Origin of the sequence: Mesorhizobium sp. M0159, assembly GCF_040322295.1 — a bacterium.
Taxonomy (GTDB): domain Bacteria; phylum Pseudomonadota; class Alphaproteobacteria; order Rhizobiales; family Rhizobiaceae; genus Mesorhizobium.
Genome location: NZ_JAMYTF010000007.1, coordinates 144,136 through 169,299, shown reverse-complemented (window position 1 = coordinate 169,299; position 25,164 = coordinate 144,136). Strand labels below are relative to the sequence as shown.

General features: G+C 63.1%; 31 protein-coding genes and 2 pseudogenes. 15 read left to right on the top strand and 18 right to left on the bottom strand.

Going from position 1 to position 25,164, the window contains the following annotated elements:
- Positions 1-162 precede the first annotated feature (162 nt).
- Entirely contained in the window at positions 163-462 is a 300-nt protein-coding gene (locus tag NKJ32_RS10225; RefSeq protein ID WP_352569174.1) for a hypothetical protein, read from the bottom strand.
- Between the two features lie 183 nt (positions 463-645).
- Here NKJ32_RS10225 and NKJ32_RS10220 point away from each other — a divergent pair, with 183 nt between their 5' ends.
- Positions 646-1,008, top strand: coding sequence for a hypothetical protein (locus NKJ32_RS10220; protein ID WP_352569173.1), 363 nt, complete (start codon positions 646-648; stop codon positions 1,006-1,008).
- A 27-nt stretch (positions 1,009-1,035) separates the two neighbouring features.
- On the opposite strand, the gene NKJ32_RS10215 is transcribed toward NKJ32_RS10220, so the two are convergent.
- Both NKJ32_RS10215 and NKJ32_RS10210 read right to left on the bottom strand, forming a co-directional pair.
- The gene (locus NKJ32_RS10215) at positions 1,036-1,422 is read right to left on the bottom strand and encodes a hypothetical protein (RefSeq protein ID WP_051406100.1); all 387 of its coding nucleotides are present in this window, start codon (positions 1,420-1,422) and stop codon (positions 1,036-1,038) included.
- Between the two features lie 43 nt (positions 1,423-1,465).
- On the bottom strand, positions 1,466-1,915 hold the full coding sequence (locus NKJ32_RS10210) for a hypothetical protein (RefSeq protein ID WP_023675649.1): 450 nt from the start codon (positions 1,913-1,915) through the stop codon (positions 1,466-1,468).
- Between the two features lie 119 nt (positions 1,916-2,034).
- Between NKJ32_RS10210 and NKJ32_RS10205 the strand changes: the two genes are divergently transcribed.
- The 4 genes from NKJ32_RS10205 to NKJ32_RS10190 all read left to right on the top strand — a co-directional run bounded on the left by NKJ32_RS10205 (position 2,035) and on the right by NKJ32_RS10190 (position 6,693).
- Positions 2,035-2,493 (top strand): GNAT family N-acetyltransferase, encoded by a 459-nt coding sequence (locus NKJ32_RS10205; RefSeq protein ID WP_352569172.1) that lies wholly within the window; start codon positions 2,035-2,037, stop codon positions 2,491-2,493.
- Positions 2,494-2,824: 331 nt separating this feature from the next.
- Positions 2,825-4,066 (top strand): DNA polymerase IV, encoded by a 1,242-nt coding sequence (dinB, locus tag NKJ32_RS10200; RefSeq protein ID WP_352569171.1) that lies wholly within the window; start codon positions 2,825-2,827, stop codon positions 4,064-4,066.
- A gap of 170 nt (positions 4,067-4,236) precedes the next feature.
- Positions 4,237-4,881, top strand: a complete 645-nt coding sequence (locus NKJ32_RS10195; RefSeq protein ID WP_352569170.1) for a hypothetical protein — start codon at positions 4,237-4,239, stop codon at positions 4,879-4,881.
- A 654-nt stretch (positions 4,882-5,535) separates the two neighbouring features.
- Positions 5,536-6,693, top strand: a complete 1,158-nt coding sequence (locus tag NKJ32_RS10190; RefSeq protein ID WP_352569169.1) for a sulfite oxidase — start codon at positions 5,536-5,538, stop codon at positions 6,691-6,693.
- 188 nt (positions 6,694-6,881) lie between these two features.
- On the opposite strand, the gene NKJ32_RS10185 is transcribed toward NKJ32_RS10190, so the two are convergent.
- Positions 6,882-7,757, bottom strand: coding sequence for a sigma-70 family RNA polymerase sigma factor (locus NKJ32_RS10185; RefSeq protein ID WP_352699785.1), 876 nt, complete (start codon positions 7,755-7,757; stop codon positions 6,882-6,884).
- A 44-nt stretch (positions 7,758-7,801) separates the two neighbouring features.
- Positions 7,802-8,113: a hypothetical protein gene (locus NKJ32_RS10180; RefSeq protein ID WP_352569167.1), complete on the bottom strand. Its 312-nt coding sequence runs from the start codon at positions 8,111-8,113 to the stop codon at positions 7,802-7,804.
- Between the two features lie 144 nt (positions 8,114-8,257).
- Between NKJ32_RS10180 and NKJ32_RS10175 the strand changes: the two genes are divergently transcribed.
- Both NKJ32_RS10175 and NKJ32_RS10170 read left to right on the top strand, forming a co-directional pair.
- Positions 8,258-8,623: a VOC family protein gene (locus tag NKJ32_RS10175; RefSeq protein WP_352569166.1), complete on the top strand. Its 366-nt coding sequence runs from the start codon at positions 8,258-8,260 to the stop codon at positions 8,621-8,623.
- Between the two features lie 229 nt (positions 8,624-8,852).
- Entirely contained in the window at positions 8,853-9,077 is a 225-nt protein-coding gene (locus NKJ32_RS10170) for a hypothetical protein (RefSeq protein ID WP_031213090.1), read from the top strand.
- A 24-nt stretch (positions 9,078-9,101) separates the two neighbouring features.
- Here the strand turns inward: NKJ32_RS10170 and NKJ32_RS10165 are convergent, their stop codons facing one another.
- The 7 genes from NKJ32_RS10165 to NKJ32_RS10135 form a co-directional block, all read right to left on the bottom strand.
- Complete coding sequence (locus tag NKJ32_RS10165; protein ID WP_352569165.1) at positions 9,102-10,325, bottom strand: MFS transporter; 1,224 nt, start codon at positions 10,323-10,325, stop codon at positions 9,102-9,104.
- A complete protein-coding gene (locus NKJ32_RS10160) occupies positions 10,322-11,698 on the bottom strand; it encodes an NAD(P)-binding domain-containing protein (protein ID WP_502896712.1) in 1,377 nt (458 codons plus the stop codon). Before NKJ32_RS10160 ends, NKJ32_RS10165 begins: the two co-directional genes overlap by 4 nt.
- 50 nt (positions 11,699-11,748) lie before the next feature.
- Positions 11,749-12,081 (bottom strand): ArsR/SmtB family transcription factor, encoded by a 333-nt coding sequence (locus NKJ32_RS10155; protein ID WP_023680363.1) that lies wholly within the window; start codon positions 12,079-12,081, stop codon positions 11,749-11,751.
- A 69-nt stretch (positions 12,082-12,150) separates the two neighbouring features.
- A complete protein-coding gene (arsC, locus tag NKJ32_RS10150; protein ID WP_352457334.1) occupies positions 12,151-12,573 on the bottom strand; it encodes an arsenate reductase (glutaredoxin) in 423 nt (140 codons plus the stop codon).
- Positions 12,570-13,256 (bottom strand): aquaporin, encoded by a 687-nt coding sequence (locus NKJ32_RS10145; RefSeq protein WP_352569163.1) that lies wholly within the window; start codon positions 13,254-13,256, stop codon positions 12,570-12,572. Before NKJ32_RS10145 ends, arsC begins: the two co-directional genes overlap by 4 nt.
- 12 nt (positions 13,257-13,268) lie before the next feature.
- On the bottom strand, positions 13,269-13,601 hold the full coding sequence (locus tag NKJ32_RS10140) for an ArsR/SmtB family transcription factor (RefSeq protein WP_352457336.1): 333 nt from the start codon (positions 13,599-13,601) through the stop codon (positions 13,269-13,271).
- Positions 13,602-13,974: 373 nt separating this feature from the next.
- Positions 13,975-14,598 (bottom strand): NAD(P)H-dependent oxidoreductase, encoded by a 624-nt coding sequence (locus NKJ32_RS10135; protein ID WP_352569161.1) that lies wholly within the window; start codon positions 14,596-14,598, stop codon positions 13,975-13,977.
- A gap of 264 nt (positions 14,599-14,862) precedes the next feature.
- Between NKJ32_RS10135 and NKJ32_RS10130 the strand changes: the two genes are divergently transcribed.
- Complete coding sequence (locus NKJ32_RS10130) at positions 14,863-15,606, top strand: SDR family oxidoreductase (protein ID WP_352755593.1); 744 nt, start codon at positions 14,863-14,865, stop codon at positions 15,604-15,606.
- 46 nt (positions 15,607-15,652) lie between these two features.
- On the opposite strand, the gene NKJ32_RS10125 is transcribed toward NKJ32_RS10130, so the two are convergent.
- On the bottom strand, positions 15,653-16,243 hold the full coding sequence (locus tag NKJ32_RS10125; protein ID WP_352569159.1) for a DUF922 domain-containing Zn-dependent protease: 591 nt from the start codon (positions 16,241-16,243) through the stop codon (positions 15,653-15,655).
- Positions 16,244-16,358: 115 nt separating this feature from the next.
- On the opposite strand from NKJ32_RS10125, the gene NKJ32_RS10120 reads away from it, so the two are divergent.
- Positions 16,359-17,123 carry a pseudouridine synthase gene (locus NKJ32_RS10120; protein ID WP_352569158.1) on the top strand — a complete coding sequence of 255 codons (765 nt, stop codon included), beginning with the start codon at positions 16,359-16,361 and terminating at the stop codon, positions 17,121-17,123.
- 154 nt (positions 17,124-17,277) lie between these two features.
- Here NKJ32_RS10120 and NKJ32_RS10115 read toward each other — a convergent pair whose 3' ends face one another.
- The 3 genes from NKJ32_RS10115 to NKJ32_RS10105 are packed head-to-tail and all read right to left on the bottom strand — an operon-like array spanning position 17,278 to position 19,835.
- Complete coding sequence (locus NKJ32_RS10115; protein ID WP_156937484.1) at positions 17,278-17,997, bottom strand: hypothetical protein; 720 nt, start codon at positions 17,995-17,997, stop codon at positions 17,278-17,280.
- 10 nt (positions 17,998-18,007) lie between these two features.
- Positions 18,008-19,336 carry a tetratricopeptide repeat protein gene (locus NKJ32_RS10110; RefSeq protein ID WP_023680353.1) on the bottom strand — a complete coding sequence of 443 codons (1,329 nt, stop codon included), beginning with the start codon at positions 19,334-19,336 and terminating at the stop codon, positions 18,008-18,010.
- Entirely contained in the window at positions 19,326-19,835 is a 510-nt protein-coding gene (locus tag NKJ32_RS10105; protein ID WP_245274855.1) for a hypothetical protein, read from the bottom strand. Before NKJ32_RS10105 ends, NKJ32_RS10110 begins: the two co-directional genes overlap by 11 nt.
- Positions 19,836-19,975: 140 nt before the next feature.
- Here NKJ32_RS10105 and NKJ32_RS10100 point away from each other — a divergent pair.
- The 4 genes and pseudogenes from NKJ32_RS10100 to NKJ32_RS10085 form a co-directional block, all read left to right on the top strand.
- Positions 19,976-20,170 (top strand): annotated as a pseudogene (locus NKJ32_RS10100) (pseudouridine synthase); the annotation flags it as partial.
- A gap of 157 nt (positions 20,171-20,327) precedes the next feature.
- The gene (locus NKJ32_RS10095) at positions 20,328-20,675 is read left to right on the top strand and encodes an antitoxin Xre/MbcA/ParS toxin-binding domain-containing protein (protein WP_254819704.1); all 348 of its coding nucleotides are present in this window, start codon (positions 20,328-20,330) and stop codon (positions 20,673-20,675) included.
- The gene (locus tag NKJ32_RS10090) at positions 20,676-21,266 is read left to right on the top strand and encodes an RES family NAD+ phosphorylase (RefSeq protein ID WP_352579470.1); all 591 of its coding nucleotides are present in this window, start codon (positions 20,676-20,678) and stop codon (positions 21,264-21,266) included.
- Between the two features lie 69 nt (positions 21,267-21,335).
- Positions 21,336-21,632 carry a hypothetical protein gene (locus NKJ32_RS10085; RefSeq protein ID WP_352827477.1) on the top strand — a complete coding sequence of 99 codons (297 nt, stop codon included), beginning with the start codon at positions 21,336-21,338 and terminating at the stop codon, positions 21,630-21,632.
- Positions 21,633-21,706: 74 nt separating this feature from the next.
- On the opposite strand, the pseudogene NKJ32_RS10080 reads toward NKJ32_RS10085, so the two are convergent.
- Positions 21,707-21,833: pseudogene (locus NKJ32_RS10080) on the bottom strand (HAD family hydrolase); the annotation flags it as partial.
- 88 nt (positions 21,834-21,921) lie between these two features.
- On the opposite strand from NKJ32_RS10080, the gene NKJ32_RS10075 reads away from it, so the two are divergent.
- Positions 21,922-23,313, top strand: a complete 1,392-nt coding sequence (locus NKJ32_RS10075) for an NfeD family protein (protein WP_352451433.1) — start codon at positions 21,922-21,924, stop codon at positions 23,311-23,313.
- Positions 23,310-24,080: a slipin family protein gene (locus NKJ32_RS10070; protein ID WP_023680344.1), complete on the top strand. Its 771-nt coding sequence runs from the start codon at positions 23,310-23,312 to the stop codon at positions 24,078-24,080. The genes NKJ32_RS10075 and NKJ32_RS10070 overlap by 4 nt, the downstream gene beginning before the upstream one ends.
- A 125-nt stretch (positions 24,081-24,205) precedes the next feature.
- Here NKJ32_RS10070 and NKJ32_RS10065 read toward each other — a convergent pair whose 3' ends face one another.
- On the bottom strand, positions 24,206-25,135 hold the full coding sequence (locus NKJ32_RS10065; RefSeq protein WP_352569155.1) for a LysR family transcriptional regulator: 930 nt from the start codon (positions 25,133-25,135) through the stop codon (positions 24,206-24,208).
- Positions 25,136-25,164: the final 29 nt, after the last annotated feature.

Below are 25,164 nucleotides of genomic sequence, written 5' to 3'. Positions count from 1 at the left end.
ATGAGGGGTGCTGGAAGGAACGCGGCGGAGGAAATGTAGAAGCGATTTTTAAGCACTTACGCCATCAAGGTAGCGATCCGTCCAACACCCCTCATCCGACCGAGCTTCGCTCGGCCACCTTCTCCCACAAGGGGAGAAGGGAAGAGCAGCACGCCCGCCCCCTCAAGCCCGCCTCGACTGCAGCTCTCGACCGTTGAGCAGGCGCGCCTCGGCGCGGGTCCGTTGCCGGTCGTCGATGAAGGCGGCCTGGATCGAGACGGCGGCGCCCGGCAGGCCGTCGGCCCGGCAGGCCTTGCAAATCAGGCGCCCCGAAAGTGCTGATAGCGGCGTCTCCGGCCTCACCCCATGCCGCTTGAGCTCGGCCGGCTTCCACCACCTGTTACGGCCGCAGTCGATGCATTCGACGGCAATCGAGACAACATCGGCGATCGTCGCTTCCTTGCCTGCCAATGCCATGGTCATCCCCATCATCGTTCCTGCTTTGTTCGCAACATTATCGGTTTTTGGAGCGGAGTCGAGTCGGTTCCGCTTACATCAACGTGAAAGTTTCACTTGTTCGATTATTTGAGTTATGCTTATACATGGTGTGGACTGGAATCGGCGCGAGCAACAGAACCGCAGCCGGCCGGCAGCAAGGGAATGACGATGGACCCAGCCCAGTTCGCCCATGCTTGCGGCTATAGCGGCGACAGCCCGGCCATGTTTGCCGCTTTCGCGGCCATCCGCCAGGACGGCATCCGCAAGGCACGCCAGGGTCATCGCCAGCGCAAGGCGGCGATCGACCGGTTGAAGCCGAGCCGCGCTCTGTTCCTGGCGGCGATCCGCCCGGCGCAGTCAGCCGAGGAGGCACTCGAGGATGCCGCCCGCTTCCTGTCGATGTTCCGCAACATGCCGTACTGGCGACAGGAAAGGCGCGCCGCCGACCTCACCCGCGCCAGGCAGCAGCGCCTGTTCGCCCGCTTCTTCCGCCGCTACGGCCACCGCCTCTGGGCGCTCGAGGCGGCGTAAGCCCGAGCGGAGCGGCCAGCCAGCCGATCAAAGCTGCTGGCTGCGAGCGAAAATGCGGCCGTAGCTGGCATCGTCGATCTCTGCGAAGTGATGGGAGCGCAGGAAACGCTGCAGCCGGGGATTCGGTGTGGCGCAGGTGGCGGCATGGACATTCCAACGGATCAGCTTGAATTGCCGATCGATGGCATAGGCCCGGACAAGCCTCCACAAGACGAGCAGGACGCCTTCGCCACCGCCGTCGATATGGGCAAAATTGACCAGAAGCGTGCCGCCATTGCGATTGAATTCGGCCAGGACGGTGGCGCTGCCCATGGCGAAGGAGATCGGCCGGCCGAAGGCCAGCAACGCATCCTGGTCCGCGCGCGACAGCGCCCTCAACGTCTCCAGGGAGACACCCTCGATTTCGATCCGCATTGAAGGGTTGACCCTCGCTAAGTTGCTCGCCTCGCCCATTGCCCTAGTCTGCTTGCCAGAAAGACAGCTGATAATCCTCCAGGTCTCTGGAGTCTGAAGCGAAAAACTCGACGACAAACCTTCGGTTCGCAAACTGCCATTGCAGTTTTGCCTCATAAATCTCCTTGAGAACCGAGCCGAGAAACACGAGTTTGTCGCGAGAGATGTCGGCGGCGCCCAAGGCGTGAATGTCGGCAATGTGCAGGTGGTTCATAACCGCTTCCACGGACTGTCGTGTGGCGTTGGGGTCTCGTTCAAAGCTTCGCAGGCCTTCCTCGCTAAACCCTTCCATCAAAACGTAGCGTTCGAACGTCACGAATTTCGGCCAGAAAATGGTGCTGTATCCCACAGCAAGCGCAAATCGGCCCTCGCACCCGACCCAGCTTTGTAGATCGATGCCGGACCCATTGTTCCAGGCTGCCAATTCAGCCTTCATGCTGGCTGGAACATCCATATCGTAGCCTCCCGATCTCGCCTGTCATAGGTCTTTCAACGGCTGCTTTCCAGTAGACCGGCAAAGTTGCATCCCTTCACGCTTGTCGTCCCCAAATCCGCGCCGTATGTCTCCACGCGATGAGCGAGATCGAATTCCGTCGCGCGCAGGCGCCCGACCTGCCGGCGATCGTTGCAATGCTTGCCGACGATGTGCTCGGCGCAGACCGGGAAGACCCGTCCACGCCGCTTGCGCCGTCCTATCTCGATGCCTTCAGCGCAATCGATACCGATCCCAACCAGTTGCTGGCCGTCGCCGTCAACGCCGGGCAAGTGGTCGGAACGCTGCAGCTCAGCTTCCTTCCAGGCATTTCGAGAAAAGGCGCCTGGCGCGGCCAGATCGAAGGCGTTCGCGTCGCCCGGCAATGGCGCTCGCGCGGCCTCGGCAAGCTGATGATCGAATGGGCGATTGAAACATGCCGTTCGCGCAATTGCAGCTTCGTCCAGCTCACCACGGACAAAGGTCGACGGGAGGCGCACGCTTTTTACGAGCGCCTCGGCTTCACCGCCAGTCATCTCGGCTACAAGATGGCGCTGTAGCGCTCGGCTGATTGCCGAAGTCGGCGCTGCCCCTCATCCGCCTGCCGGCACCTTCTCCCCGTATAGCGACGGGGAGAAGGGGCTGTCCGCAAACTCGGCACTTTCCTGCAACGTTAGTGATTGGCGAAGCCATCGACGAAAGCGTCCTTCTCCCCGTCACTATACGGGGAGAAGTGCCCGGCAGGGCGATGAGGGGCGGCGCCAACCTGAAGCGATTGCCCCTTCACCTGTCGTCCGCGCTGCTTGACAATTCACCCACAATGTTCTCTTTATGTTCTCATCACAACTCGAGACAATGCGGCGTTCGAACCGCCGCGGGCGAACGGGCCGGATGGAAGCCAACATCCTCCACGCGGATCTGGATGCCTTCTATGCCTCGGTCGAACAGTTGCTCGACCCGGCCTTGCGCGGCAAGCCGATTGCCGTCGGCGGCGGGGTAGTGCTTGCCGCATCCTATGAAGCCAAGGCGTTCGGCGTGCGCGGCGGTATGCCGGGACGGCGCGCGCGGGAACTCTGCCCGCAACTCATCTTCGTCGGCGGCCATTTCAAGGACTATCAGCGGCTGGGCGATGCGGCAATCAAGGTGCTCGGCGATTTCACGCCGGTGGTCGAGCGGATTTCGATCGACGAGGCCTTTGCCGACGTCGCCGGCTGCACCCATTTGTTCGGCTCGCCGGCCGAGATCGCCGGCAAGATCCGCGGCCGCGTGCGGGCCGAGCTCGGCCTGCCGATCTCGGTCGGCGTAGCCCGCACCAAGCATCTGGCCAAGATCGCCTCACAGGTCGCAAAACCGGACGGGCTGGTGGTGGTCGATCCGCGCCACGAGCTGGAGTTCCTGCACCACCTGCCGGTCGAGTTGATGTGGGGCGTCGGCCCGGTCACCAGGCAGCGGCTGGCCGGCATCGGCGTCAACACCATCGGCGAGCTGGCGAAGACCAATGGTGGGGCGCTTGAGCGCCTGCTCGGGCCGGCGGCGGGAGAGAAACTCAACGCGCTGGCGTGGAACCGCGATCCGCGCAAGCTCGAGACGCAGCGCCGGGCGCGCTCGGCGGGTGCGCAGTCGGCGCTTGGCCGAAAACCGGCCGAGGAGCAGGTCTTCGTGCCCGCTTTGCTGCATCTGGCCGACAGGGTCGCCACAAGATTGCGGGCGAAATCCCGGCCCGGCCGCACGGTGACGGTTCGCGTCCGCTTTGCCGATTTGCGCTCGGTGACGCGCTCGATCACGCTCGACCAGCCGATTTCGGCAACCGCCATGCTGGCCGAGATCGCCGAGGCGCTGGTGCGCAAGGTGCTCATCGACCATCCGCACGAAAAGACAATCTCGCTGCTGGCGATCGCCGTATCGCATCTGGAGCAGCATGCCGGCCTGCAACTGGAACTGCCGCTCGGGCTCGACGACGACCGCCGCCGCCCCGGCACCAGCAAGGGCGCGGCGCGCTGGACCGCGGATCGCGCCGTCGACAAGATCCGCGACCGCTTCGGCTGGGAGGCGGTCGGCTACGCCTCGGTCGCGCTCGGACTGCGGCGATCGGTTCCCGACGCATTTCGGGAGCTGGCCGAGAAGGAATTGTGAGCCTCGATTACACTTTGGTTGCCAAGTCGCCGGAATGACGTTGAAGGCTGCGGACTTGTGAATTTATCTTCGGTCCAGTTGGTCGTGCACCGGTTTGGGTATCGGCCAGACAGGGTAGCACCCGCCCGCAAATCCTTCCGCACCTTCATTTCGAACGACAGGAGATCGGCATGGGACAGAACGCCGGATATTTCGCACTCATCGTTGCCGGACTGGTGACCAATGCAACGACGCTGGCCAAGCCGCTCAACCCGGACCGGGCGATTCCATCCCTGGGCGATATCAACTCGCCGCTGGCCAGCCCGCTATTCAAGCAGGTCAAGGCTGGGCCGCTGGAGATAAAGCTTGAGGAAACCACGCTTGCCGATGTCGAAAAAGCCTTCGGCGGAGCCATGCACGATGAAGGTGACGCCGGAGATTCACGCCACTGGCTTTGCTATGCCGGCCCCGACGCCGGCGGATCGCCGTCGATCTTCTGGTTCGTATCCGGCGAGATGGGCGGCTCCGACCACGGTGTCCTGTCCGTCGCCCTGCAGCCGAACCCGGAAGGTAAGGTGCCGGAAGGATGCGCCGGCGCGCCTGCCAGCCTGACAGCTGTTGAACTCGATACGCCCGGCGTCGGAGCGCCGCTGAGCGACGTGGCCGCGAAATTTGGCGCCGCCAAGCCCGATCGTTACGGCCATTTCGGCTTCGCCGCCTCTTATCCTCCTTCGTCTCCCGACCAGAAGGACGCCACGGTCACGCAGACGCTCACCTACACAGCCGGGAACGGCAGGATAACCGGCGTGGCGGTGACGCAAGTCACCACCAATTAGGGTGTCCCCGCTCGGTTGGCGAATGGTTCACGTGTGAATGATCTGCCGCGCCCAAGCCAGGCGGCCTGGTTGCTGGCCACCTCGTAATGCAGACTGGTTCTGATGTGCCGCCCGGGCCCGCCCTCCACCTGCAAATTCCTGATCTTGAAATATTAGACCGCCATCATACACCTGCGCCGGCCGCACCGCCATCCTGTCGCGCCCACAGACGGCAGGCCAACGCAGTTTCTCGTCGAAATGGGTGAACATCCGCCCTGGAGTTGGCAAGGCCGATATCGGAACGGCAGAAATTGGGTCGGAACGGCCCTTCCGATCGCACCCGCGAAGGTCCCGAAATGACCCAGAAGCGGGCGTTCGGCAGCGATCCGAGCAGCAACCATTTTGGCAGGACAGGAAATCGGCATGGAATGCTGCAATCATCATCATGTCCCGTCCAAGTTGTGGACAGTTCCTTCTCAAAGGCGCACTCTTAGCGTGCGAAACGCGAGCTGGCGTTTCGTGCAATGCTTCACATGCTTGACTTGCGTCGGTGATTATCTGACCTACCCGGATACTTCCGGGTGGGCAGACCTCACATTGTGTCGCCTATCCGTGATCAGGCTACGGCCTAAGGCACGTTGCAGCCCGTTCCGGATCAACTGGGAGGTAAACAACATGCCTGATTTTCAGCGCAGAGAACTTCTTGTTCAAGGAAGCGCGGCTCTTGCCGCAATTGCTGCTCTCTATACCTCGCGCCGGGCTTACGCTTTTCCAACACGGCCGAACGAGGAAGTTATTCCATGGCTGGATCAGCCGACCGAAAATCCCGATCCGGCGGGTATCCAGAAGCAGCTTGTTTGGGAGGATTTGGATAGCTGGATAACGCCAAACGACAAGTTCTTCAGCATCTCGCATTTCAACCGACCAACGATCGACGAGAAGACATGGTCGATGGAGATCGGAGGCCTGGTTAAGAAGCCCCTGGAGTTAACGCTCGCCGACATCAGGGCGCGACCGCGGCAGGAGGTCGTTTTCACAGTGGAATGCTCGGGCAACCATGGGTTTCCCTTTTTCACCGGCGGCATCGGCAATGCTCGCTGGGCAGGGACGCCGCTCGCCCCGATCCTCGAGGAAGCCGGCGTTCTGGAGAAGGGCATCGAGGTCGTCTTTTTCGGTACCGACACAGGCGAGATCCCGATACGCGACGTCAAGATGCGGCAGAACTTCGCTCGCAGCATGTCGCTCGCCGACGCGATGAACCCGGACAATCTCCTCTGCTATGAAATGAACGGGGCCGCCTTGCCGGCGCCCAATGGCTTCCCGGTACGGCTCATTGCGCCAGGCTGGTACGGGATCGCCAACGTCAAGTGGCTAAAGCGCATCGAGGTTCGCGATACGCGGTTCATGAGCCTTCTGATGGCCCGCGACTATGTCACCATCCGGGAGGAGGACCACAACGGCGAGACCGTATGGGCCGAGACGTCAGTCGGGCGAGCGCTGATAAAGTCCGCGCCTGCGAAGGTTACCCGGAAAGACTCGGATTACCGCATCGTTGGGGCAGCCTGGGGGGCGCCGATCGACCGGGTCGAAGTGCAAATCGATCAAGGGCCTTGGACACCAGCGACCATTGACCACAGTGAGGAGGCAGAACACGCTTGGAAAATCTGGTCCCTGGCTTGGGCAAATCCCTCTCCTGGAGAACACACGGTGACCTCGCGCGCGGTCAGCACCACAGGACAAATTCAACCGGCGATGGACGATCCCTTGATTGCCAAGAAGCACACATACTGGGAAAGCAATGGCCAGGTGACGCGCCGCGTGCGTATCGGCTAGAGCATTTTGCAGCCAAAAGGAAGCATTTGGCGTCCGCATAGATGCGGGAAAGCAGATAGTTAGAGCGAGTTACCGGTTCCAAGAGAACCGGAACCGCTCTAAGAACGTGCTGCCATGTGGCAATTGCGTTTGGGTCACCCAGGAGGAGGCTGCCTGATCGCCATCTCCGTACCATTCCAGCCTTCTACTCACCCGTCCACCGTTTCAATCTCCGCGTCGACCAGACACCAGGGCGCATAGCGGAAATCGCGGATCTGGATGACCTGATCGTCCCTCCATTCGACCAGCATGAAGCCGCGCACAGCGCCGTCGGCCGCCTGCGGGTCGCGGATGAGGATCGCCGGCCGGCCGTCGACCACGCCGAGCGACAATGTCCAGTCGCGCAAACGATCGTAATTGCCGAAATAGGTCGAAACCTCGGCCTTGCCGCGCAGGCGGACGCGGTTGACGACGTCGAGCCGGACGTCCTCGGCGATCAGTGCCCGCACGGCGTCGAAGTCGCGCGCGTTGAACAGGTCGACATAGCGCCGCAGCCGGCGCTCGTCATCGGCGTCGAGCCTCGGCGCGAGCGCCTGCTCGGGCTGCAGCGCCAGCAGCTTGAGCTGCGCCCGCCCGCGATGCAGCGCGGCCTTGGTGGCGGCGAGCGTCGCGCCGGTCACTTCGCAGGTCTCATGCAGGCTGAGGCCGAGCACGTCGACCAGGATCACAGCGCTGCGCTGCGGCACCGAAAGCTGCATGAAGGAGCGCAGGCTGGTCTGGGCGGCGAGCCGGCTGTCGGCGCTGCCGGAGGGATCCTCGATGACGCTCATGTCGGCCTCGGTCATGCGCGACCTTTCCCGATTGCGCCGCCGCAGATGATCCTGCGCGGCATTGTGGGCGATGCGAAACAGCCATTGCTCGGGACGTTCGACGATCGCACCGCCGTCGATCGCCTGCAGCGCCTTGATCAGCACCTCCTGGACGATGTCCTCGCCGTCGATCACCGAGCCGGCCATACGCGCGCAGTAGCGATGCAGCCTTGGCCGCAACCCGACGAGCATCACCTCCAAAGTCGCCCTGTTCATTTTCGGCGTAGCGTCCCATTTCTGCGCGAGCGGCATGGCAGGCGCTACCCGGCTTTCTGATCCGCCAGCATACGGTAATTGCCGATGACTTTGACAGGCGATCGCAATGCCGGGGTCGAACGGCGCTCGGCGTGGTTTTCCGTAAACGCCTTGAAGGCCGCAAGCCCGGTCAGCGCCGACGAATCGCCGTCCTGGCCGACGATGTGGACGAACGAGCCGTCGTCCAGCTCGAGCACGAGATAACACACCGTCGGCGGTGCCGCCTCGCCCAGCGCTTCAAATACTTTTTCGACCAGCACGCGGTTATCTTCCAGGTCGGCTTGCTTCACACCGTATCGAATGAGCGCGTAGTTCATCGTCGTCTCCTGACTGGTTGGTATGAACGAAGGACGACCGGCTGCGCTGAAAAGATTCTCCTTGCCGAAGAATCTTTTCGGTTGCCCGCATCGTCTTTCCCGCGTGGGCGGCTGCGCGGCAGCCGTCAAGCAGGAGAGACGATCATGCATATCCAGTTTGCCGAGCTTCCGGTGTTCGAGCAGGACCGCGCCAAGGCGTTCTACACCAGGCATCTCGCCTGCCAGGTCATGGCCGACCAGAAAATGGGTGATGGCGGCTGGCGCTGGATCGAGCTGGCATTTCCGCATGCCGTGACGAACCTGCATTTTGTCAGGCGCGCCGACGACGCACCCGGCGCGGAGCCGGTATTGGTGCTGGTCGACGAAAATGTCGGGGCAATGATCGCAGCCATGAAAGCGGGCGGCGTCGAGATCGTCACCGAAGCGCATGAGGCGCCGTGGCAGCCGGGGCGCACGGTGGCGGAGTTTCGCGACAGCGAAGGCAACCGCATGGTCCTCGCCAGCCGATAAGGCACCGGAGCCCTCTGTCCGGCGGGGCGTCGTACCTAAGTCCTACCTCCGGCCGGACCATCGGCCGTACTTCCTTCGTATTATTATTTCGTGACCTCTGCGCGCCGGAACCTTCCCTTGCATCGGGCGTTCGGGCGCTGTATCGCGATGCCTCATATTTAGGCAGGCGGAGGAAATACGAATAGGGCGGGTGGCAAAACAAACATGGGCCGGGGAGGAGCATCTTACCATGTCGAACCGTAAAATCGGAATGTCCCACAGTTTGGGGCTGCGCGTCGCTGACCTCAAATCCAGAATGCAAAGTGCCCAGATTACCGAGCATGAGATCAAGACATTTCAAAAGGTTGCGGCCATTATGGGCGGCGCCAAAGGCTCACTGCGCCTCGATGCGGACGATCTGATCGCCGCGTCCTTCCTTGTCGATCCCTTGGAAGATCTCCCGCTCTCCAGTTGAAGGCGCTGAACGCAGGTCGAAATCCTATCGGGTTTGAACCTGCGATTGCCGCCGGCGGAGCATCCGCCAGCCCAAACCGCATGCGAGGATGACGTTGGCCAGCGCCAGACCGGAAAGCGCGGCCAACGTCCCGTGCGGGCCGAAGCGCTCCAGCAGCAATGCGCCGGCCGAGGGTGCCGCCGCCTGGGCGATCAGGCTCGGCATGGCGAGGCGGCCCATCAGCTTCGCATAGCCGTTCGAGCCGAACAGCGCGAGCGGCAGCGTTCCCCGGGCGATGGATTCGAGGCCGATGCCCGCGCCGTAGAAGCCGAGCGCCAGCGGGATGATCGGCATGCCGGCCCAGAGCGTCGAAACGCCGATCGCCACAAACGTAACCGAGGCAAACTTGGTGAAAATCGGATGGTGGTAGCGCGCGATCATCATCTCGATCGCGCGGGCCGCCACCTGGGACGGGCCAACCAGCACGCCGAGCCCGACGGCTGCGGCAAGCGCCATGCCGCTGCCTTGCAGGATGGTGAGCAGATGCACCGACAGCGTCGAGGAGATCACAGCCGCAAGTGTCAGGGTCGCGGCCAGAACGATCACGATCGACGGATCGGCTTGGTTGTCGAGAATGGGTGCCGCCTCCTTCAATCCTGGTTTGACTGCCGGTTGCGGCGGCTCCCGGGGCAGGATCACCAGATAGAGCGGAAGCGCAATTGCCAGCTGAAAGGCGGCGTAGACCAGGCAGGTGCCGCGCCAGCCGACCTCCCCCAGCAGCAAGGCTGAGATCGGCCAGCAGATGGTGCTCGCAAGGCCGCCGAACAGCGTCAGCATGGTGATGGCGGAGCGCGCGCCGTGGCCATAGTGGCGGCCAAGCGTTGCGAAAGCGGCATCGTAGAGCCCCGCCCCCATGCCCAGGCCGACGATCAGCCAGGCAGCGATATAGGCCACAAGGTTGGGGGCAACGGCCAGCCCAACCTGGCCGACCCCGATGCATCCAGCGCTGAACGCCAGGACATTGCGGCCGCCACGCCGCTCGATCGACGACCCGACGCGCGGAGAGATCAATCCGGCCACAAGCAAGCCAAGGGACAGGCCGCCGACAACCCATGCCAGCGGCCAGCCGGTATCGGAGGAGACTGCCGGCGCGATGACCGCGGGAAGATAGTAGGAAGAACCCCACGCCATGATCTGCGTCAGGCCAAGCGCGGTGATGATCGCGCCGCGGCTGCGCAGGATGGCCGGCGAAGGCGGCGAAAGACTCATGCCGCGACGCTGCAGCCACAGCCGCCTTTGCCGACCGCCTTCGCCTTGGCGTCGGCGACACAGCACGCATCCACCGCTGCCGGCGCCGGACCGCCGCAGCACCCCTTGTCGGCCACGCCGATCCGCGGCACGGTGCAGACGCCGGTCTCGGGCAGCACGAGCTGGACATTGTCGGCCGCCACCATGTCGCCGGCGATCGCCGCCGCGACCGAGCGGACCTGCTCATAACCGGTCAGCAGCAGGAAGGTCGGCGCGCGGCCATAACTCTTGATGCCGACTGTGTAGAACCCGTGCTCGGGATGGCTGAGCTCACGGTGGCCGTGCGGCGGCACGTCGCCGCAGGAGTGCTCGTTGGGATCGATCAACGGTCCCAGTGCCTTGACGCTTTCCAGCCATGGATCGAGCTCGAGCCGAAGCTCACGGGTCAGCGACAGATCCGGGCGTTGTCCGGTCGCGGCGATGATGCGGTCGACCGGGCCAAGCGCCTGCAAACCGTCCCTGGTCTGGCCTTCGACGACCAGCCGGCCGTTGGCATCGCGGATCGAAACAGCCGCAAAGCCCGTCACCAGCCTGACGCCGCCGCTCTCGGCGAGTTCGCGCACTTCGGCGCCGAGTTCGCCGCGTGCCGGCAATTGGTCGGCATCACCGCCACCATAGATGCGCACCAGGTCGGTGCCGCGCGTCGTCCAGATGAAAGCCGTGCCGGGCTCCACCTCCGCCAGCCTGGCGAGATCCAGCAAGGCATTGGCGGCCGAATGGCCGGAGCCGGCGACCAGCGTCGTCTTCCCCGCATAAAGGCTGCGGTCGCGGCCGAGAATATCGGGGATGCCGTAGGCTATGCGGTCGGCAAATTGCGCTTCGCCTACGGCATGAATTCCGCCGGCGCCGAGCGGGTTCGGCATCTGCCAGGTTCCCGACGCATCTATGACGGCGCGGGCGCTGTCGCGCCGCGTGCCGCTGGCGGTTTCGACCACCAGCATGAACGGCCGGGTTTCGCGTTCCTTGCTCGAGACCTTGTCGGCGCCCCAGCGCGAAATGCCAACGACGCGGGCGCCGGTTTCGATCGACGGCGACAATTGCGGAAGCTTTGCCAGCGGCTCGAGATAATCCGCGACGAGGTCGTTTGCGGTCGGGAATGCCTCGGGCTCCGGCATCCGCCAGCCATGCACCTCGAGCAGGTTTCTAGCCACCTGATCGACGCAATAGCGCCAGGGCGTGAACACCCGGACATGGCCCCAATCCCTGAGATTGGATGCAACCGCATTGCCGGCTTCGTAGACTTTGACAGGAATGCCCCGCGCGATGAGGTGGACCGCTGCCGCCAGGCCGACCGGCCCGGCGCCGATCACCGCAACGGGGAGCTTTTCGATCATCTCCATATCTTCTATCCTTCCGGTAGTTTCGAATTATACTGCCAAAAAAATCACGCCGCCGTCTTGGCCGTCGCTTCCGCCGATGCCGGCGCACAGGTGGCGTCGGCGCAGCATTCGTCTGCGAGGTATCCGATGAGCCCGTTCATGGCGGGATAGTTGGCCCGGCAGATCAGCGTCGTCGCCTGGCGCTCCTGTGTCACCAGGCCGGTGTCGACCAGCCGCTTTAGGTGATGCGACAGCGTCGAGGCGGCGATGCCGAGCCTGTCCTGGACGCGTCCGACCGGCAGCCCCTCATCGCCCGCCCGCACCAGCGTCCGATAGAGCTGCAACCGCGTCGGGCTGCCGAGGGCTTCAAGTTGCGAGGCTGCTTTTTCGAGTTTCATGGAAATAAGCTATTTCCAGAATCGCTGCACGTCAAGAGAATTTCGACAAAGATCGAAATAAGGCGATATCTAGACGACGCGCTTGCCGCTGGCGTCGATGACCACCTCGCCGTCCTCCTTGGTGAACGGGCCGATATCCGGATTGGGCAGGATATCGAGCACGGCTTCGGATGGTCGGGCGAGCATGGTGCCGAGCGGCGTCACCACGATCGGCCGGTTGATCAGGATCGGATGCGCCAGCATGAAATCGAGGATCTCGTCGTCGCTCCACTGCGGCTCGCCCAGGCCAGGTTCGGCATAGGGCGTGCCCTTTTCGCGCAGCAATTGGCGCGGCGTCATGCCCATCGCTGCGATCAGCTCGACGAGCTTTTCGCGCGACGGCGGATTTTTCAGATATTCGACCACCTCAGGCTCCTCGCCGGACTGCCTGATCATGGCCAGCGTGTTGCGCGAGGTGCCGCAATCGGGGTTGTGATAGATGGTGATGGTCATTGCGCAGCTTTCATCTGTCCGGCTGGTTTCGGTTGGGCGAGCAGCCACCCTGCCAATGTCATGGCGAGCAACGCGCCCAAAAGTTCGGCGCCGATGAAGCCCGGCAGATCGGCGGGGCGGATCCCGGCAAAAGTGTTGGAGAACGCACGGGCGATGGCGACGGCCGGATTGGCGAAGGATGTCGATGCGGTGAACCAGTAGGCGGCGGTGATATAGAGCCCGACCAGCCAGGGGATCGAATCCGGACGGGAACGCAGGCCGGCAAGGATGGTGAAGACCAGCCCGAATGCGGCGACCAGCTCCGCAATCCATTGCCCGCTTCCGGTCCGCACCGTCGCCGACACTTGCAGGATCGGCAGTTCGAACATCGCATGCGCGAGCAACGTTCCAGCGATGCCGCCGGCAATCTGGGCGGCGACGTAAGCCAGCGCTGCGTTCGTTTCGATCTCGCGTCGAAGCGCGAATACCAGCGTCACCGCCGGGTTGAAGTGCGCTCCGGATATCGGTCCGAATATGGTGATGAGCACGACCAGGATCGCCCCGGTCGGCAAGGTGTTGCCGAGCAAGGTGAGTGCGACCTCGTCGGTCAGCTTATCGGCCATGATACCGGAACCGACCACGGTGGCGACCAGAAGAGCCGTGCCGAGGGCTTCGGCAACAAGGCGGCGGGAGAGGTTGGCCAAGACGAACCTCCCCTAGCAGTTGCAGGTCACAGCCTGGATGACAGGCTGGCAAAGTTCCGGCGCGCCATTGCAGCAATCCTCCATGAGGTAGGCCAGCAGATCGCGAAACCTGGTCATGTCGGCGAAGTAGCGCACGCTGCGGCCCTCTCGTTCGGTCCGCACCAGGCCGGCATGCGACAGGATCTTGAGATGGGCCGACATCGTATTCGGGAACGCGGCGAGCCGTGAGGCGATCTCGCCCGCAGCCACGCCCTCGGCGCCGGCCCGCACCAAAAGGCGAAAAACGTCCAGCCGGGTCTCCTGGCCGAGCGCGGCAAGTGCCGAAAGGGCGAGCGTCTTATCCATGTTTCCAGATTTCCAGAAATGGGGAATAGAGTCAACGCGCGGTGTCGGTGGCGCAATGCAATCGCTCGAGGTTTGAAGTCGCCCTCTGCTCTGAGCGTTGGCGCTGCCCCTCACCTGCCTGCCGGCACCCTCTCCCCGTATAGTGACGGGGAGAGGGGTGCTCTCGTCGCTGCTTTCGCCAATCGCCAGCATTGCGAGAAGGGCGCCGAGGCCGCGGTCAGCCCCTTCTCCCCGTCCCTATACGGGGAGAAGTGCCCGGCAGGGCGATGAGGGGCGGCGCCGACTTCGATAATTGGCCGTCTCCAACACCAACCTGGCGCAATCGCCTGTCCAAAGCGATTGCCCCGCGCCGGCGACGGCCCACCCCGGCTGATCAGCCAGGCACTGTGGCGGCGACCGCATCAGCGCGACCAAGGCCGGCAACCGCTTTTCTGACCCGCTGCAAATGCGCCTGGCGTCCTGCGGCCGAGACGCTGTCCATCCGGTAGAGCGCCAGGAATTTGGTCCGGCACAGCGGATGGCAGACGGAGCGGAAGCCGCGCAGCAGGGTCCGCCGGCCGGGCTGTCCCATGATCCACGACATCAGCGGCGTGGCGCCACATGTGGTCATTGCGATCACCCGGCGTATGTGCCGCAATTTGGGCCGCGGGCCGCGTCGTTCCGTCGGCATCTCGAAAGCGAAGCCCGGCACCAGCACACGCTCCAGCCAGCCTTTCAGCATCGCCGGAAGGCCATACCACCAGGTCGGATAGATGAAGACGACCGCCTCCGCCCAGAGCAGCTCCTGCGCATGTTCGTGCACCGGTTGCAGGTTCGCCGCCTTGTCGTGGTAACCGCGCCATTCCCGCGTGCGCATGACTGGATCGAAGCCGGTCGCATAAAGGTCGAGCAGGTGGACCTGATGGCCGCTTTCGGCAAGCGTCTCCAGCACCGTGTCGCGCACGGCGCCGTTGAAGCTGTCGGTGCAGGGATGGCAATAAACGACGAGGACCTTCATCTTGCGCTCGGTCGCGAGAGTGCATGCAAGCGCGTCGCATGCAAACAAGCCACCCGCAGACGTAGTCGATCAGCTGTTTTCATGTGAAGCCCCGCAGCCCCGGTATCAAGACGCAACAGCTCCGGTCGCGTCAAGGCCCGTTCGTGCGCAGACGTGGGCTTGCTGGGGCCAAAACCTAACAGTGGATTCGGTTTTCGATCAGCATTGTTCCAGAAAGCCTGCGCCCTAGCTTCACGGCGTGTCCAAAGCGTCAGGAGAGAAAACATGCACGCAGGAAAACTGAGCGGCAAGATCGCCTTGGTGACGGGCGCCTCTTCCGGCATCGGCGAGGCCACCGCCTTGGCGCTGGCGGCCGAGGGCGCCACGCTGGTGATTGCCGCGCGGCGCGCCGAGCGCCTGGACGGCCTGGCGAGGCGGATCCGTGAAACCGGCAGCGCGGCACTGCCGATTGCCGTCGACGTCACCGACGAAACGCAAGCCACGGCGATGGTCGAGCGGGTCCAGCAGGAGTACGGCCGGCTCGACATGCTGCTTGCGGTTGCCGGCGTCGGCGTCGCCGCGCCGTTCCGCAACACGACGCCGGAAGAATACCGCCGGATGGTCGACGTCAACATCCTGGGCCTGCTTTATCCGATCCATGCAGCACTGCCGTCGATGCAGCGGCAAGGCGCCGGCCACATCGTCGTGGTCTCGTCCGGCACCGGCCGTTACATCCACCCTTCGGTGGTCTATTCCGGCACCAAGCACGCGGTGAGCGCGATGGCGGAATCGCTGCGTCGCGAGATCGGCAAAGATGGCATCCGCGTCACCTGCATCGAGCCCGGCGCCGTCAAGACCGAGTTCACCCAGAATATGCGCGCCGATGTGCGCCAGGCGGTCGAGCAAAGGCTGGGCGACATGGAGCAGCTGGAAAGCGAGGACATCGCCGCCGCCATCCTTTATGCGGTGAGCCAGCCGCCACGGGTCAACGTCAACATCCTGACGCTCTATCCGACCGAGCAGGCGTGAGGGCCGCAAAGGTGGTACCCTGCGCCGCCCCCGCAGCCCTGCAGCATCATCCGCCGATCATCAGCGTGAACACAAGCTGCCGCAACTTGCCGCCCGGGCCGAATTCGACCCGGTCGAAATCGCGGCTCGCCTGCCGTTGTGCCTGCGAGATTCCGGCGAGCCGTCTCGTCACTTCGATCCTGATCTTGCTGCAGCCACGGTCATCGGCGACGGTCAGGCCAATGGTGGCCGCCTCGATCTTGTGCACCATGTCGACGATGCTGGCGCCGTGCACCTTCTCGTGGGCGGCGAGGCCAGCTGCGAAAACCTCCCAGTTCTTCTGGATTGCGCCCGGCAGCCGCGCGGCCGGCTTCGGCAAGGTGTAGGTGATGATCAGCTTCGGCTGCGCCGACACCAGCACGCAGGCGTCGCCTTGCGGCTGGTAGTCCCTCACCCAGGTCAGCTTGAAATTGGTATGCGCGATGACGCGGCGTTCGCCGAGCAGCGGCCCGCGCCCGCCGATCGAGGCGTAGAGCTCCGGCCCGGATTGCCCTGAGATGGCATAGGTCTCGACCTTCTCGACCGCCTGCCAGCCGGCATGCGCCGGCGATGTCGGCAGGAAGGCGAGCAGCAGGCAAAGGCGAATGGCTGTTTTCATGCAAGTCCTCGCAGCCGCTGCGCACGACTCAAACGATATGCAGTTCCCTTCCGTGGACATAGCCGGCGGCCGGCTATAGTGGGATGCTCGTATACAAGAATCCACAGGCAACATCATGTCGCCGCGACCGAACATTGCCCGGCAACGCCCTGCCCCCCGGGCCCAGCCTCCCGGCGTCAGCCTCTGTCGCGCGCTGTCGAAGCTTGGCCTGTGCTCGCGCAAGCAGGCCGAGCTTCTGGTTGCCGAGGGGCGCGTGCGGGTTGCCGGCAAGATCGTGCGCAACGGCTCGATGCGCGTCGATCCCGGCCGCGACCGCATCGAGGTCGACGGCCGCCGCGTCGCCGCCGAGCGCAAGGTCTATCTGATGCTCAACAAGCCGCGCGGGCTGGTCACCACTCGCGACGACCCGCAGGACCGCGGCACCGTCTATGATTGCCTGGCAGGGCTCGACCTGCCTTTCGTCTCGCCGGTCGGCCGCCTCGACAAGGCCAGCGAAGGCCTGCTGTTGATCACTAACGACACGCGCTTCGCGCAGCGCCTGCTCGATCCCGCCTCGCATGTCGCCAAGACCTATCACGTGCAGATCGGCGCGCTGCCCGACGAGGCCATGCTGGCGCGGTTGCGCGCCGGCGCGACAGTCGACGGCGAATTGCTGACGGCCCGCTCGATCGAATTGCTGCGCGGCGGCACCAGCACCGCCTGGCTGGAGATCGTGCTCGACGAGGGCCGCAACCGCCATATCCGCCGGCTGCTCGCCGCCCACGATGTCGAGGTGCTGCGCCTGGTGCGGGTGGCGATCGGCCAATTGCAGCTCGGGGAGCTTGCCAAAGGCAAGGCACGCCATCTGAGCGCGGAAGAGCTGGCGATGCTTCAGGCCTAGCCGGCTGGCGGCGACTCGATAGTCAGGCAGCTGCCAGTCGAAGCCCACGTGACGCAGCAAGCAGCGCGGGCGGACAAGAGTCGCTTTCGACTCCTGGCGGATATTCCTGACCGACCGCTCACACGGGTTCGACCGATATCAATGTCTATCGGTATTACATTCCGTCAGCACACCACAGATCGCAGCCGGCGGCGTTGATTTCCTGCATAAAAATCTTGAGCGATTCTTGGGCAGGCATGGGAAGCTGGCCAACCAACGGGACAAACAAATCGATCAGGGCCTGGCGATGGTCTGGAGAGATGCTCTGCGCGAGATAGGGACCATCTGCTCTCAGCGATTCAACAAGAACTATCTTGTTTCCCTCCTTCAGAGCCGGGTCAGCCAGAAAAATCGAGGCGCCACGAAACATTTTCTCTATGCCTCCTCGAGCTTTGGCTCCGTTGGGGCGCAACATTTCGGCAGCGTTAGGTTGGTGCGCTAGGAAATCATTGAAAGCTATCTGCGAAGCGGCAGCAGCCCGAATCAAAAGCGCGAATGTCTGCGTAGCTTCATCCTGCAGAGGCAATGAGCTATTTTGGCTATAGAGCGCGAGTAGCGACCGACTTCTGTCCATTACGAAAGACAGTGCTACCAGGTCGCCCTCATCGTATGGCGGCGAACCTATCAAAGCCCCGCCGTCCCAAATCTTGTGCAGTAGATCCCGGTCCGTTGGATCTTCAAGATTTGGCAATTTGCCTTCAATCCGGCGCTGCTGCAAAAGTTCATCCAACTTGGCGAACAAATCCTTCGCATAAGCCGAGCCTGTTGGTGGAACATGGGCGTGAGCCCATGTCGAAAATAGGATGGCAAAAATCGACCACACCAAACGTTTCACGGCCGTTCCTTTACTTGACTACCTTCAGAGGGCGACGGCGTTGTGCAATCAAGGCCAAGCGATAATCGATATTGTCAATCGGAGCGCCACACTCCTTTGCTTCGAGCAGAAATTTGCGAGCCTCCTCGAACCGCAGCAAGCGCTTCTCATACAGAACCGCCAACGCCAACCGATGGCACCAGTCTGCTGGCTCCATTTCAATTGCGTGCAGCAAGGCCTTTTCTGACTCGTCGTACCGGTCTGTCAATTCGCGAAGAAAAATACCGTATTGATTATAGGTCCAAGCTGAAACACCCGAGAGTCCGAACACCTTGTCGAACGCCTTTTGAGCCTCTATGGGCGCGTCTGTTTCGAACGCCATCAGAGCGGCCAGATTCTCCCACACCTTAACATAGTCCGGCTTGAGTTTGATCGCGCGCTGATACGCCTTTTTGGCGTCGGCGAAACGGGCCAGATGATGATGATAAACAAAGCCGAGATTGAACCACGACCATGCGTGCTCCGGATCGATTTCAACGCACCGCAGCGCAAGTTTCTCAGCTTCATGGTAGCGGGCGAACCGGCGACGGAGCAGTCCCGACAACTTCCCTGTCGCCCAGCGGTAGCGTGGATCGATTTCTATTGCCCGGCGATAGGCCTTTTCAGCCGACAAATAGTTGCCGATTTCATCGAGCATTAGCCCAAACGATGCCCAGGCGACGCAGGCATCTTCTGTGGTTGCATCGAGGCGGCATTGCTTGAATGACTGATAGGTGGATTCCGCGATCTCCCACGCCGAGTTCCCAAGGCGGTGTGTGTCGGCAACGCAATCCCAGATGATCGCGTTGCGCGGGTGCGCGGCTATTCCCCGTTGCAAGGCGGCCAAAGCCAGCTGCGGCGTTTCCATTTTGTCGCGCAGGAACAAGGCAAGCAGGATATAGTCCCGCCCGGTGTGCACCTCGCCCTCTGCGCGCGTAACGTTCTCGGCACATAAGTCAGGGAGATTGAGCTTCTTGAACTGCTGAGCGAAGAAAAGGCTCGTCTGCGCGCTACGGTGCGTATCGATTTTCCACCGCTCGTAGAAGGCATGGACGCTCGCTTCGCTCAAAGCCATAGTCGGCCCTTCGGCAACTCCGCAAAACCAGACAAAATTGTCGACAAATCGCCAAAGCTGTTCCCTGTCGGATACAGCATCAATTGCCCGCAAGAGAACCGACACCGCGGTGTCCAGGCTGCTTTCCTCGGCCTCCAGTTCGACAAGCCCTGTCCAGGGATCGAGGTTAGCGGGATCACGCTCTATCTTCGCAACCAACGTCTCGCGCGATTCAAATTGAAATGTAAGGGGTTCATCAGTTGTCATTGTCGGAAGAAGCCTTGGCTTTGCCGCACTGGGCCAGCACCTTGCCGATGGCGGCGGATGAGCCGGCAAGCGGAAAGCTGTTCTCGCCATATTTGCCCGAGGCGACCGTGACCTCGCCCTTGGAGCGCAGCAGGGCCAACAGCGGGTCGGTGCTGCTCAATTCCACGGTGAAGGTGTTGTACATTTCTTCGAGTTGAAGCGTCTTGGTCACCGCCTTGCCGCCGGCCTTGAACGCGAACGAAGCGATGCCGGGTTCCAGTTGCGGACCGCTGTCGCCCAAATCATAGCTCAGCGTCGGCTTGCCGAAACAGGCCAGCGTCAGCTGGGCGCCGCCATTCGATCCGCCGCAGACCGACGCCATCAGCACTTTGCCGCCCTCCTCTTCCTCCAGTTTCGCCGTCCAGCCGCACGGCGCGGCAAACGCCGGCTGCGCCGCTTGCAGGACGACCTGAGCGGCGACGCAACCCGCCACGACGAATTTCGCCAATCCGCTTCGCATGATCTTCCCTTCCCAAGTCATCGAACCATCGTCGGCCACGTGGCATCAAGGACTATACAAAACAAATTGTCCCGTGGCATTACCGGCGACACCAGGGCGCTGTAGCAATTCAGGCGATTGATTTTCGATCGAGTGGAAGCGGCACCAGCACCGCCTGGCTGGAGATCGTGCTCGACGAGGGCGGCAACCGCCACATCCGCCGGCTGCTCGCCACCCACGATATCGAGGTGCTGCGCCTGGTACGGATCGCGATCGGATCTCTGCAACTCGGCGACCTTGCCAAGGGCAAGGCACGCCATCTGAGCGCCGAAGAGCTGGCGCTGCTTCAGGCCTGAGCGACCAGGCACTGGAGGCCCCTTGAACCGAAGCGGCAATTGACATTTGCATCTCTGTTTCATATTTTCCATTTGTGAAACTGAAATGCGCCGATGCAGTCAAAGTGTCAGGGCTGACACGCATGGGCGAAGCTGGCTTGGAAGCCGGAGAGAAAACATGGCTACTGCGTTGCGGGCGGTTCCCAGATTCCTGGACGAATTGGGTACGTTTGGCGGCCTCAAGGGAACCGATATTGCAAACATCACCGACGTGTCCAAGGCCACGGTTTCGAGGTGGAAGGCCGGCGACATCAAGCCCCAGCCGCGCAGCGAGCTCATTCTGTCGGACCTGCACTATATCGTCGGCCGACTGCAGGAATTCTACGAGCCAAGCGATATCCGCACCTGGCTTTACGCTCGCCACCCGCAATTGAACGGTGAAAGGGCGATAGATCTCATTCACGACGACCGCGCCCTCGACGTGCTCAAAGTCATCGACCGGCTTGAGAACGAGGTCTTTCTGTAATTGGCGATCGCCGGGCGGATGAGACGAGACAGTCGGCTCATCGATGCTATCGAGGAAATGGTTCCGGTCGAATACTCCGGGACGGTTTGGCGTGTGGTGCGCCAGGGCCGCAGCCCGATCCAGTGCTCGAGCTCCGGCGGCCGTTGGGACGATGGAACGTTCGACGTGCTCTACACCTCGCAAGAGCGCGAAGGTGCCTTGAGCGAGATGAGATTCCACCTGACGCGGGGGCAGCCAGTGATCCCTTCGCGCGTCAGATACAATCTCTTCGAGATCGATCTTGCTTTGGACCGGACGCTCAGACTGCTCGACCTGGCAGCCTTGCAGACCCTTGGCCTCGACACCGCGCGCTACGGGCAGCTTTCGTATCAGGAAAAGCACGCCGAATATCCGAGGTCGCAAGACATCGGCGAGGCCGCGCATTTCCTCGATTATGACGGTCTGATCGTGCCCAGCGCGCGATATGATTGCCTGAACGTCGTCGCGTTTTGTGATCGGCTGCCGGCCGGAGCGATGACGATCAGAACCGATCACGGGGAAATTGCCTGGGCTAGCGGCGGCCCCGCTGCCATCCATCCCCCGCACGGGTGATGCGGCCAACGGAAGCGGCGCGCTAACATTGCCTCCAAGTGCAGAGGTCTAACGCGCAAGGGAGGATCCATGCGTATGCTCCGACTGATACCGACGCTGCTGGCGCTGCTGGCGCTGCTGGCCGTCTTGCCATTGAACGCTGAAGCGACCACGAAGAAGTACCCTAAGGGCCACGGCACGAATTGCGCCGAGAAGGACCAGGCGTGCCAGAAGAAATGCCAGGCTGTGCCGATCGACTACAACAGCGTCAAATCCATCCAGGGGCGCAACGAATGTCTGAATAATTGCACCATCGGCTACGATCAGTGTCTCGGGGCACCCGCCCGAATCCAGGAACAGACAATCCAGGAGGACGCCGCGCAATAGAAGCCCGCCAGAGATGGCTCCAATGCGCAAAACATAGGTGTGATCGAATGACGGCGACAGCCCGCCGGTCGCCTTCATGTGCGGCCGCCGACTTCGTCGACATGGCGCAGCATGTCGTCGGGATCTTCATAGACGCGGAACGTGCCCGATTGGCGGAGCTTCTACGGTGCCGTAGCCGCCGCTGAGCAGGCCGACATCCAGTAGGACCGTGCGATGCGTCACCCGCCGCGCGCCGCGTCATGGATTTCGGCAAAATCCAGCCCATATTCCTAGATGTGGAGCTTTGAGCGTGAAACTCGCGCGTGCGGTCCTGCTTGCCGCGGCTTTCGTGGCTGTTGCGGCCGTTTGTCCCTCTTCCGCAACCGGAGAGGCGGACGGCCGGGAGAAAATTGTGTTGCGCGTCGAGATAGACGGCGCCATCGGTCCGGCGAGTGCCAGGCAGCTCGAGGAAGCACTGGCGGTGGCCGCGGACCGAAATGCCCAGGCTCTCATCCTGCAGATGGACACGCCCGGCGGGCTGGTCACCAGCATGCGCGAGATGATCGCCGGCATTCTCGCCTCGCCGGTTCCCGTCATCGGCTATGTCGCGCCCGCCGGCGGGCACGCGGCGAGCGCCGGAACCTACATCCTCTACGCCACCCATCTGGCGGCGATGGCGCCCGGCACCAATCTGGGCGCGGCAACGCCGATCGAGATGGGCGGGCCGCTGCCATCGTTTCCCGGCGGCAAGAACGATGGCCCGGAGGCGGACAAGGACAAGAAGAACGCACCCGCGGGCGATGCGATGATCGCCAAGGCGACGAACGATGCCGTTGCCCTGATCCGCAGCCTGGCTGAATTGCGCGGGCGCAATGCCGAATGGGGAGAAAAGGCCGTGCGCGAGGCGGCCAGCCTGTCGGCCGGCGCGGCGCTGCAGCAGCATGTCATCGACTTCGTCGCCCGCGACACCACCGAACTGCTTCAACTGGCCGACGGCCGGACAGTCGAGATCGTCGGCAAAAAAGAGGCAATGGCGACGAAAGGACTGCCGGTCGAAACGCTCGAGCCAGGCTGGCTCATCCGGCTTCTCGCCGTGATCACGGACCCGAACATCGCCGTCATCCTGATGCTGGTCGGCGTCTATGGCCTCGTCTTCGAATTCACGAGCCCGGGCGCGGTCGCGCCCGGCGTGATCGGCACGATTTGCCTTCTGCTCGGACTCTATGCGCTCAATCTCCTGCCGATCAGCTATGCCGGCCTTGCCTTGATGCTGCTTGGCATCATCTTCCTGGTCGTCGAAGCCTTGAACCCGACTGTGGTCCTTGGGCTGGGAGGCGTGGCTGCGTTTCTGCTGGGCGCTGCAATGTTGCTCAGGATCGAGGGGCCCGGCTTCGAGATGTCGTGGGCCGTTATCGGCACCGCCGCCGTCCTGACGCTCGGCCTGGCGCTGTTGACCGGCAGCTATCTGTGGGCGGCCCGCAAGAACGTTCCGCGTGTTGGCGCACAGGCCATGCAGGGGCTGCCGGCGGAGGTCCTCGACTGGCAGGGCAGCGAGGGCCACGTGCTCGCCCGGGGCGAGCGCTGGCGGGCAAAAGCCGACGAACCGCTTGCAGTGGGCGACAGCGTCGAGGTGGCCGATGTCAGGGATCTTGTGCTGACGATACGGCGCCGCAATGTGAGAAGCGATGGAGCAAGGCAATGATCATCGGTTATGTGGCCTATCTGGCAGCAGCGCTCGTCGTGGTCATGTTCCTATCCGCGGCCATTCGCATCCTGCGGGAATATGAGCGCGGCGTGGTCTTCACGCTCGGCCGCTTCACCGGGGTCAAGGGCCCCGGCCTTATCATCCTCATCCCCTTCGTGCAGCAGATGGTGAAGGTCGACCTGCGAGTGGTGGTCCAGGACGTCCCGCCGCAGGACGTGATCTCGCGCGACAACGTCTCGGTGAAGGTCAACGCGGTGCTGTATTTTCGTATCGTCGACGCCGAGCGGGCGGTGATCCAGGTTGAAGACTTCATGACCGCCACCAACCAGCTGGCACAGACCACGTTGCGGTCGGTGCTCGGCAAGCATGAGCTCGATGAAATGCTGGCCGAACGTGACAAGCTCAACAGCGATATCCAGGAGATTCTCGACCAGCGCACCGATGCCTGGGGCATCAAGGTCTCCGATGTCGAGATCAAGCATGTCGACCTCAACGAGAACATGGTCCGCGCCATCGCCAAGCAGGCCGAGGCGGAACGGCTGCGGCGTGCGAAAGTGATCAATGCCGACGGCGAACAGCAGGCGGCGGCAAAGCTCGTCGAGGCCGGCAAGATGCTGGCCGAAGCACCGCAGGCCATGCAGCTACGCTATTTCGAGGCTCTCCATGACATCGCCGGTGAGCGCTCGTCGACGGTCGTGTTTCCGGTGCCGATGGATCTGCTCGGTCATTTCATCAAGCAGGGTGGTGGAGGCGGAGGCGGCTGAGCGCGTAATCTCCCCCCTCGAGGGGGAGATGGCCGCGAAGCGGCCAGAGGGGTCGTCTCACATAGATCGCCGACGCCTTCCTCTACGAGAGACGGCGCTGACGCTCCACGCGCCGCGACCCACCCTCACCTCCGCCACGGCGGGACCGGCGCAAAGCGTTTGCCGATCCAGTCGGCGAAGGCACGTGTCTTGGCGGCTTGCCCCTTGGCCGAAGGCATGACGACATAGACGGCGCCTTCATCGGCGAGTGTCCAGTCCTCCAGCACTGGCACCAGCCGGCCGTCGGCGAGTTCGCGTCCGACCAGCCAATCCGTGCTCATCATCAGTCCGACGCCTTGCACGGCGGCTTCGACCAGCACCTCGGCATCGTCGGTGACCAGCGGCCCGGAGACCTCGATACTGACGCGGCGACCCGTGCTGCCTGTCATCTCCCAGGCCGGAAAGGTCTGGAAACCCGAGAAGCCCAGGCAGCTGTGTTCCAGCAGCGCCTCCGGCGCAGTCGGTGTGCCCCGGCGGGCGAGGTAGGACGGCGCGGCGCACAGCAGCCGCCGCCGTGTAGCGACCTTACGCGCCACCAGCCGCGAATCCTCCAGCGCGCCGAGACGCACGGCGACATCGAAATTCTCGGCGACGAGATCGACGAAGTGGTTGGAGAACTCGGCCTCGATACGAACGTCGGGAAATTCGGCGAGAAACTGCGGCAGCAGCGGGCCGATCCACATGCGCCCGAACGAGCCGGGCAGCGCCAGCCGCAGCACGCCGCGCGGTCCGCCGCCGGCATGCGCCGACGCGGCAGCCTCGGCCTCGTCGACCGCAGCCAGGATGGCGCGGACCCGGACGAGAAATTCCGAACCCGCCTCGGTCAGCGACACGCTTCGCGTCGTCCGGTGCAGCAGGCGCACGCCCAACCGCTCTTCCAGCGAGGCAAGGCGCCGCGACAGGATCGTCGCGTCGCGGCCGATGCGAGCAGCCGCCTTGGTGAAGGAGCGTGCTTCGGCGATTGCCGCGAAGGCGGTCATTTCGACCAATGCTGCCGGTTCGTGCGATTGCTGCATCAGGCGCAGAGCTCAAATGTAAAAGCCAA

Coding starts and splice junctions, on each gene's coding strand:
- NKJ32_RS10225 (WP_352569174.1), bottom strand. CDS start 462: ATGACCATGGCATTGGCAGGCAAGGAAGCGACGATCGCCGATGTTGTC.
- NKJ32_RS10220 (WP_352569173.1), top strand. CDS start 646: ATGGACCCAGCCCAGTTCGCCCATGCTTGCGGCTATAGCGGCGACAGC.
- NKJ32_RS10215 (WP_051406100.1), bottom strand. CDS start 1,422: ATGCGGATCGAAATCGAGGGTGTCTCCCTGGAGACGTTGAGGGCGCTG.
- NKJ32_RS10210 (WP_023675649.1), bottom strand. CDS start 1,915: ATGGATGTTCCAGCCAGCATGAAGGCTGAATTGGCAGCCTGGAACAAT.
- NKJ32_RS10205 (WP_352569172.1), top strand. CDS start 2,035: ATGAGCGAGATCGAATTCCGTCGCGCGCAGGCGCCCGACCTGCCGGCG.
- dinB (WP_352569171.1), top strand. CDS start 2,825: ATGGAAGCCAACATCCTCCACGCGGATCTGGATGCCTTCTATGCCTCG.
- NKJ32_RS10195 (WP_352569170.1), top strand. CDS start 4,237: ATGGGACAGAACGCCGGATATTTCGCACTCATCGTTGCCGGACTGGTG.
- NKJ32_RS10190 (WP_352569169.1), top strand. CDS start 5,536: ATGCCTGATTTTCAGCGCAGAGAACTTCTTGTTCAAGGAAGCGCGGCT.
- NKJ32_RS10185 (WP_352699785.1), bottom strand. CDS start 7,757: ATGAACAGGGCGACTTTGGAGGTGATGCTCGTCGGGTTGCGGCCAAGG.
- NKJ32_RS10180 (WP_352569167.1), bottom strand. CDS start 8,113: ATGAACTACGCGCTCATTCGATACGGTGTGAAGCAAGCCGACCTGGAA.
- NKJ32_RS10175 (WP_352569166.1), top strand. CDS start 8,258: ATGCATATCCAGTTTGCCGAGCTTCCGGTGTTCGAGCAGGACCGCGCC.
- NKJ32_RS10170 (WP_031213090.1), top strand. CDS start 8,853: ATGTCGAACCGTAAAATCGGAATGTCCCACAGTTTGGGGCTGCGCGTC.
- NKJ32_RS10165 (WP_352569165.1), bottom strand. CDS start 10,325: ATGAGTCTTTCGCCGCCTTCGCCGGCCATCCTGCGCAGCCGCGGCGCG.
- NKJ32_RS10160 (WP_502896712.1), bottom strand. CDS start 11,698: ATGATCGAAAAGCTCCCCGTTGCGGTGATCGGCGCCGGGCCGGTCGGC.
- NKJ32_RS10155 (WP_023680363.1), bottom strand. CDS start 12,081: ATGAAACTCGAAAAAGCAGCCTCGCAACTTGAAGCCCTCGGCAGCCCG.
- arsC (WP_352457334.1), bottom strand. CDS start 12,573: ATGACCATCACCATCTATCACAACCCCGATTGCGGCACCTCGCGCAAC.
- NKJ32_RS10140 (WP_352457336.1), bottom strand. CDS start 13,601: ATGGATAAGACGCTCGCCCTTTCGGCACTTGCCGCGCTCGGCCAGGAG.
- NKJ32_RS10135 (WP_352569161.1), bottom strand. CDS start 14,598: ATGAAGGTCCTCGTCGTTTATTGCCATCCCTGCACCGACAGCTTCAAC.
- NKJ32_RS10130 (WP_352755593.1), top strand. CDS start 14,863: ATGCACGCAGGAAAACTGAGCGGCAAGATCGCCTTGGTGACGGGCGCC.
- NKJ32_RS10125 (WP_352569159.1), bottom strand. CDS start 16,243: ATGAAAACAGCCATTCGCCTTTGCCTGCTGCTCGCCTTCCTGCCGACA.
- NKJ32_RS10120 (WP_352569158.1), top strand. CDS start 16,359: ATGTCGCCGCGACCGAACATTGCCCGGCAACGCCCTGCCCCCCGGGCC.
- NKJ32_RS10110 (WP_023680353.1), bottom strand. CDS start 19,336: ATGACAACTGATGAACCCCTTACATTTCAATTTGAATCGCGCGAGACG.
- NKJ32_RS10105 (WP_245274855.1), bottom strand. CDS start 19,835: ATGCGAAGCGGATTGGCGAAATTCGTCGTGGCGGGTTGCGTCGCCGCT.
- NKJ32_RS10095 (WP_254819704.1), top strand. CDS start 20,328: ATGGCTACTGCGTTGCGGGCGGTTCCCAGATTCCTGGACGAATTGGGT.
- NKJ32_RS10085 (WP_352827477.1), top strand. CDS start 21,336: ATGCGTATGCTCCGACTGATACCGACGCTGCTGGCGCTGCTGGCGCTG.
- NKJ32_RS10070 (WP_023680344.1), top strand. CDS start 23,310: ATGATCATCGGTTATGTGGCCTATCTGGCAGCAGCGCTCGTCGTGGTC.
- NKJ32_RS10065 (WP_352569155.1), bottom strand. CDS start 25,135: ATGCAGCAATCGCACGAACCGGCAGCATTGGTCGAAATGACCGCCTTC.